Genomic DNA, 6,898 nt, shown 5'->3' with positions numbered 1-6,898 from the left:
GGTTTCCTGACTACTGTAGAGTCCGTAGGTTGGGTTGAGCGAATAAATATGTTAAGGAAAACCTCTCAATTCTCAGGAAAAGCGAAACCCAACACCCAACACCTAAATCTGTCTGAATCTTTTTGTTGGGTTTCCTTGGGTTTATTGTTGGGTTTCGTGCCTCAACCCAACCTACGGTAGAAACCCAACACCCCACACCCCCCCTGCCCCCCCGATGTCGGGGGGGTTGGGGGGGTCACACCCTGCCCCCACCAACAAACTTTTTGCCGCAAACCCTAGATACTCGATCGATTTTGAATCTCACCCCGAAAAAAGCGATCGATCTTACAGCAAGATTTCCAGTGCCAAAGTGAACCCCGGAACCACATCCTCCCCGCTTAAAATCGCGTTGGCGGGATAACAGGTAATCGTCCCGTCCTGACGGTAGACGAAAGCCTGTTTATTGTGGCGATCGATCAACCATCCTAACTTCACCCCGTTCTCCCGATACTCCTCCATTTTCCGCTTTAACTTGGATAAACTATCGGTTTTAGAACGGATCTCGATCACGAAATCCGGCGCGAGATCGAGAAATTCATCCTCCCTTTCCTGCCAACCGGACGGTAAACGTTCTCTCGCCACGAAAGCCACATCGGGAGAGCGTACCGCGCTATTGGCCAGTTTAAAACCGCCGCTAGAACTAAATACCTCTCCTAACCCGTTCTGTTCGACCCAGTAGAGCAGGCGAGCGCCGGCTTTCAGTTCTCGATTCGCTGAAATACTTCCGATCGGTGCCATAGTGACTAAGGTTCCATCTGCATTGCGTTCAAAGCGTAATTCCGGGTTCTGACAACTGAGGCGAATTAATTCCGCATCAGTAATCGTCGGGGATTTGCTTACCATATTGCATCAAAAAAAACAAGTATTTTTCACTAAATGATAACAAAGCGATGCCGATTGCCGCGCTTTTTCCTTTTGTACCCGAAAGGAAAAAAAATTGATCGCCCTATCCTGCATATTCTCAAAAAAGCAACCGATGAATTAGGTAGAAGCTCAAATCACCCTCACCGAGGAACTACCCATGAAATCCTTTGCCCTTCTCACCACCGTCAGCCTAATCGGCCTCTCCACCCTCGCCACTGTTCACCCCGTTATGGCCCTAGAAAGCCGACAACCAGCCGAAACCCGGATCGCTCAAGCGAACTACAAAGAAGCGATCGCCCACTTTAACCGGGGAATTAACTACATCCAACAGGAAAAATATGATCTCGCCCTCGCTCAATTCACCAGAGCGATCGAACTCGATCCGGACTATGCCGAAGCTTACCTCGGTCGGGGCATGATTTACACGATTCGCGAACAATGGCGACCGGCGTTTCAAGACCTGAACACCGCGATCCGACTAAACCCCCGCGCTGCCTACGCTTACCATTTCCGCGGATACGTCCATCTCGCATTTAACCAGAGACAAAATGCGATCGCCGATCTAACAACGGCCGCCGAATTATTTCGCCAGCAGGGAAACACAGAAATGTACAACAGCGCCATAGAAGCACTACGGCAGATAGGTGCGTAAGTTGCAAGGGAGAGCGATCGCTCTCCCCCTCTAAACTTTTGTGAAAAAAGCAACCTGAGGACTTAAAACTTGATCGCATAATTGGAAAAAAACCAACGATAACATCCTTGCAAGTATCCCTCGACTAAAGAGGAGCCAACCCGATGAAACCAATTACTTTCACCCTATCGGTGCTACTGGCCACCACTGGCCTACTCGTTCAACCCGGAGGCTTCCTGATGGAAAACATTCCACCCATCCTCGCCCAGGAGCAAACCGCTTCTAGAGTCTATCAGAAAGCCAGCCCCGCCGTCGTCACCGTCAAAAATGGCAGCGGCCACGGTAGCGGCTTTCTCGTCAGTCCCGACGGTATCATCATTACCAACGCCCACGTTGTTGCGGACGGCCCCCGGGTGGTGACGGTGAAATTTTCCAACGGACAGCAGGCCTCGGCAGACGTGATCGGCTTCGCTAAAAATGGCGTGGATTTAGCCGTCCTGCGGATTTATAACCGCCAAAACCTGCCCTATCTTCCCCTCGCCCGTCCGAACTCCGCCAAAGTCGGCGAAAGCGTTTTCGTCATCGGCACACCCTTAAACGAGGACTATCAAAACACCCTCACCCAGGGCATTATCAGCCGTCTCGACCCCGAAAAAGGCATTGTGCAACACAACGCTAATATCAACAAAGGCAATTCCGGCGGGCCGCTTTTGAATTCACGGGGGGAAGTGGTGGGGGTTAACGTCGCAGGGGATATCGGGAGTTACGTTTACGACGGTGCGGGAAACCCGATCGGCCGTACCCAGAGCGGCATTAATTTCGCCGTTTCCCTCGATCGCCTGCAAGCTTTCCTCACCGCAGTTAAAACAGGCGATGTCTCCACCGTCTCAACATTAGGACAGGACGATCGGATACAGTTACTCGCCCTCCCTCTTAACGGTCAGACCGTTCAAGGCAACTTGACCAAAGACCAAAACGAGCAATATTACGGGTTCGAGGGTCGTGCCGGACAGAAAATCGTTCTGGATATGAACAGCAACGAGATCGCTCCCTATCTTGTCCTCTATCGCGTTCTCCAATCTTCCGAGGGGACAAAATACCCACAGGTCGCCCGTAGTGACCAGCGTGTTGATCGCGCCCCCGGGGATTTTAACGCTCGACTTGTAACCGAATTACCCGCCGATGGAGTTTATATCCTAGTGGCTACCTCTCGCGAAGGGGGTGAATCGGGTCGCTACACCCTCAACGCCGCCGCTAACCCTTAAATAATCCCATTTTGACCCTAATCACGATTCTAATCCCTATTTTCTGAGGAACTATCCCTATGAACTCTAGATATATTTCCCACCGTCTCGCTTGCGTCGGCCTCCTCGCCACTGTCCTCCTCGGTGGTATCGCCCCCGGTTTCAGCCAATCGACCACCCCGAATGGCGTCACCTTCTTCTGTAAAGAGGTGTTCGATCGCGCATCGGGAGGAAAAATCCCCGCTACCCTGGCTTGGATTCCCCAAAGGAGCGGCAATGTGCGGATTATCGGCTGGAAATCGGAATATTTCTCCAAACGTTCCCCGGTTCGTTGCGAGGAAGTCACGAAAAAATTCCAGGAAGCATATAATCAAGGGCGTTTTAACTATCTCACCACCGGCCGGGCGAAGGGATACCCGATCATCTGCAGCGTTTCACGATCCGGCGATCCCTGCGATGGTAATAGCCAACTTTTTACCCTTAAACCCCACGACAATCCAGATTTAGTCTTGCAACAACTCATGGACATCCTAGAGGGGAAAAGCTCGGATATGCTCCTCCAGAATTCCGGAGATAAAACCTATATCTCGATGACGGAGTTTTTCGCCAAAGCTCCACTCGCCGATCGCGACGCACCCTGTGGTACGAGATCTGCTGGCCCGCAAAATAATTGCGTTCCCACCCGCTAGAATTTTCGCTGTTTTACCCCGAATTTCCCCATAATAACCATGTTGAAACCCTTTCCCCTACTCCTAAGCCTCCTACTTCTGCCCGTCGTACCGGTTAAAGCGCTATCCCCTTTCTCTGCTCCGGCGATCGTGGCGGAAGACAGCCCAGACGCGCAGATCGAGCGATCGATCCGTCAAGTCACTGTTAAGATTACTAGCGAGATAAATCGGGGATCGGGAATCATTATCGGGAAAAAAGGCAGTATATATCTCGTTTTGACCAACGCTCACGTTACCCGTGGCGCGACCACCCTACAGATCCAAACCCACGACGGCCAAACCCGCACAGCCTCGATCGCGCCGAATTCCCTTTTAAAAGATAAGGATCTGGCCCTGGTGGAGTTTAGCGATACCCGGGATTATCCGATCGCTAAAATTCGCGCCATTTCCCCGGATGCGGAACTAGATATCACCGTAACCGGTTATTCCGCAGAAACGGGGCAGTACACCACCGATAACGGGAAAATTGAACAAACAAGCGATCGACCCCTCCGGGAGGGCTACAGCGTCGGTTATAGTGGCGATATCGTGCAGGGAATGAGCGGCGGTGGTATCTTTTTCGAGGATGAGTTAATCGGTATTAACGGGCGATCGGCCCATCCGATTCTCTCTAACTACATCTACGAGGACGGTACAAAACCCACAGACGCGGAAATCCAACAGATGAGAGCGGTTAACTGGGGCATTTCCCTTCATACCCTATTAACCTACATCCGGCCCGAAATCCTCAGCGCCTATAACCTACCCCTACCGCAGGTGAACCCCGATATAGAAACCACCGTCTATACTGGTTATATCGCCAAATTAGAAGCGAAAGCGAAGGGTTTCACCGTCCGGATTGATAGTAGCAGTACAGCCAATGGAAGTGGCGTAATTATTGCTAAAAAAGGCAATATTTACACGGTTTTAACCGCAGACCATGTATTATGTGAGAACAAAGAAGAAAGTCAAGATGCTGCAAGTAAACCTTGTCCCGATAACACCTACACCGTCGTCACCAGCGACGGCAAAACTCGAAACATCGAGAAAAGCACCATTATTCGGCAGGAAGGGGTAGATTTAGCAGTCTTTCAGTTTGAAAGCCAGGACAATTATCCCGTTGCGGAAATAGCGAATTATAACCCAAATACCGATGATTTTGTTTTTGCCGCAGGCTTCGCCAAAATTGGACAAAATCCCTCGAAATGGTTGTTTAGTGGCGGTACAATTGACGAGAAAGAACGGGGATTACTACAAACCCGCCAAAGTCCTTTAAGGAATAAACAAGGGGGAACATTACAAAGTGTTGCTTCTTTAACCGAAGGCTATGAATTAGTTTATACCAGCATCACATTTGGGGGCATGAGTGGCGGTGCAGTCTTAGACTCTCAGGGGAGAGTAATAGGGATTCATGGACGTTCAGAAGGAGCAGGGGTAACGGAAATTCAGTTAGGGTATAGTTTAGGGATTCCTATTAGCACTTTTATCGGATTGCAAGAAAGATTGAAGGTAAAACCGCAATTATTAACCACTGCTCAACCCCAAGTTAGTCCGCAACAACAACAAGAAATTATTCAAGCGATTACTGGTGTTATTGTCCCTAATACCAATGCGAAGGCGGATATTTGGATACAAAGGGGGGGACAATTATGGCGGTTAGCAAGGGATCAGGAAGCAATTAAAGCCTTTGATGAAGCGATTAAGCAAAATGACCCCGATAATGTCTATTTAGCTTGGTATGGGAAGGGATTAGCGTTATTTGAATTACGCGAACATCAACCAGCTATAGAAGCTTTGCAACAAGCGATTAACACTTTACCTAAACGGGAAGATTTAAAGAACTTTCACAGTAGTATTTTACAACGGCAAAGTGTAGTTTATCGCTTTTTAGGTGACTTCTCAAAAATTGCAGGTACAGAAAGAGAAGCCAGAGAAAATTATGAGCAAGCATTAACGGTGATTAATCAGGCGATTTCTCTGGTTCCCAATAACCCCAATTACTATAATGAGAAATGGGCAGTATTAAGTGAATTAAAACGCTATGATGAGGGATTAGCGGCGATTACTCAGGCAATTGATCTCGCTCCCCGTGCTGCTTGGTATGTCAATCGAGGGATTCTTTACAGAGATCAACAAAAATACGAATTAGCATTAGATGACTACAACAAAGCTATTAAACTTAATCCTAATCATGCTAATGCTTATAACAATCGTGGGAATCTTTACTATGACTTGCAGAAATACGATTTAGCTTTAGCTGACTACGACAAAGCCATTGAAATTAATCCTAATTTTGCTATACTTTACTACAATCGGGGGGGTGTTTACTATAACCAGCAGAAATACGAATTAGCCCTCTCTGACATCAACAAAGCCATTGACATTAATCCTAATTATGCTGAGGCTTACTACAATCGGGGGAATATTTACTATGACTTGCAGAAATACGAATTAGCCCTCTCTGACATCAACAAAGCCATTGAACTTAATCCTAATTATGCTGAGGCTTACAACAATCGGGGGCTTCTTTACAAAGACTTGCAGAAATACGATTTAGCCCTCTCTGACTACAGCAAAGCTATTGACATTAATCCTAATTTAGCTGAGGCTTACGTCAATCGGGGGGTTCTTTACTTTGGGCAAAAAAAATACGAATTAGCCCTCTCTGACTACAACAAAGCTATTGAAATTAATCCTAATTTGGCTCAAGCTTACTTAGGTCGTGGTGGTTTATATGCCATATTAGGACAACCCGAAAAAGTAAAAATTGATCTACAACAAGCAGCTATATTATTCCTCCAACAGAATAATATGGCTGCTTATGAAAAGGTGATGCAGATTTTACAACAATTAGGGGGGTGAGTTTCGTAGGTTGGGTTGAGCGAATAAATATGTTAAAGAAAACCTCTCAATTCTCAGGAAAAGCGAAACCCAACAGCCAACACCTAAATCTGTCTGAATCTTTTTGTTCGGTTTCCTTGGGTGTATTGTTGGGTTTCGTGCCTCAACCCAACCTACTTTAGTTTCCTTGGGTCTATTGTTGGGTTTCGTGCCTCAACCCAACCTACAGTTTCGTAGGTTGGGTTGAGCGAATAAATATGTTAAAGAAAACCTCTCAATTCCCAGGAAAAGCGAAACCCAACACCCAAAACCTAAATCTGTCTGAATCTTTTTGTTGGGTTGCCTTGGGTCTATAGTTGGGTTTCCTTACGTCAACCCAACCTACTTTAGTTTCCTTGGGTTTATGGTTGGGTTTCGTGCCTCAACCCAACCTACAGTTTCGTAGGTTGGGTTGAGCGAATAAATATGTTAAGGAAAACCTCTCAATTCTCAGGAAAAGCGAAACCCAACACCCAACACCTAAATCCGTCTGAATCTTTTTGTTGGGTTTCCTTGGGTGTATTGTTGGGTTT

At 47.5% G+C, this 6,898-nt stretch carries 5 protein-coding genes; 4 read left to right on the top strand and 1 reads right to left on the bottom strand.

Annotation, left to right across the window (positions count from 1 at the left end; translation table 11 throughout):
- Positions 1 to 324: 324 nt before the first annotated feature.
- The gene (locus tag O9324_RS18725) at positions 325 to 882 is read right to left on the bottom strand and encodes a Uma2 family endonuclease (protein ID WP_004163670.1); all 558 of its coding nucleotides are present in this window, start codon (positions 880 to 882) and stop codon (positions 325 to 327) included.
- A 178-nt stretch (positions 883 to 1,060) separates the two neighbouring features.
- Here O9324_RS18725 and O9324_RS18720 point away from each other — a divergent pair, with 178 nt between their 5' ends.
- The 4 genes from O9324_RS18720 (at position 1,061) to O9324_RS18705 (ending at position 6,347) form a co-directional block, all read left to right on the top strand.
- The gene (locus O9324_RS18720; RefSeq protein WP_288140992.1) at positions 1,061 to 1,555 is read left to right on the top strand and encodes a tetratricopeptide repeat protein; all 495 of its coding nucleotides are present in this window, start codon (positions 1,061 to 1,063) and stop codon (positions 1,553 to 1,555) included.
- Positions 1,556 to 1,698: 143 nt separating this feature from the next.
- Positions 1,699 to 2,799 carry a S1C family serine protease gene (locus O9324_RS18715; protein WP_288140991.1) on the top strand — a complete coding sequence of 367 codons (1,101 nt, stop codon included), beginning with the start codon at positions 1,699 to 1,701 and terminating at the stop codon, positions 2,797 to 2,799.
- A 59-nt stretch (positions 2,800 to 2,858) separates the two neighbouring features.
- The gene (locus tag O9324_RS18710) at positions 2,859 to 3,467 is read left to right on the top strand and encodes a COP23 domain-containing protein (protein ID WP_002763038.1); all 609 of its coding nucleotides are present in this window, start codon (positions 2,859 to 2,861) and stop codon (positions 3,465 to 3,467) included.
- A 39-nt stretch (positions 3,468 to 3,506) separates the two neighbouring features.
- Positions 3,507 to 6,347: a tetratricopeptide repeat protein gene (locus tag O9324_RS18705; RefSeq protein WP_288140990.1), complete on the top strand. Its 2,841-nt coding sequence runs from the start codon at positions 3,507 to 3,509 to the stop codon at positions 6,345 to 6,347.
- The last annotated feature ends 551 nt before the right edge of the window (positions 6,348 to 6,898 follow it).

Source organism: Microcystis sp. LE19-84.1B, assembly GCF_027531875.1.
GTDB lineage: Bacteria > Cyanobacteriota > Cyanobacteriia > Cyanobacteriales > Microcystaceae > Microcystis > Microcystis panniformis.
This window is presented reverse-complemented; position numbering and strand designations above follow the sequence as displayed.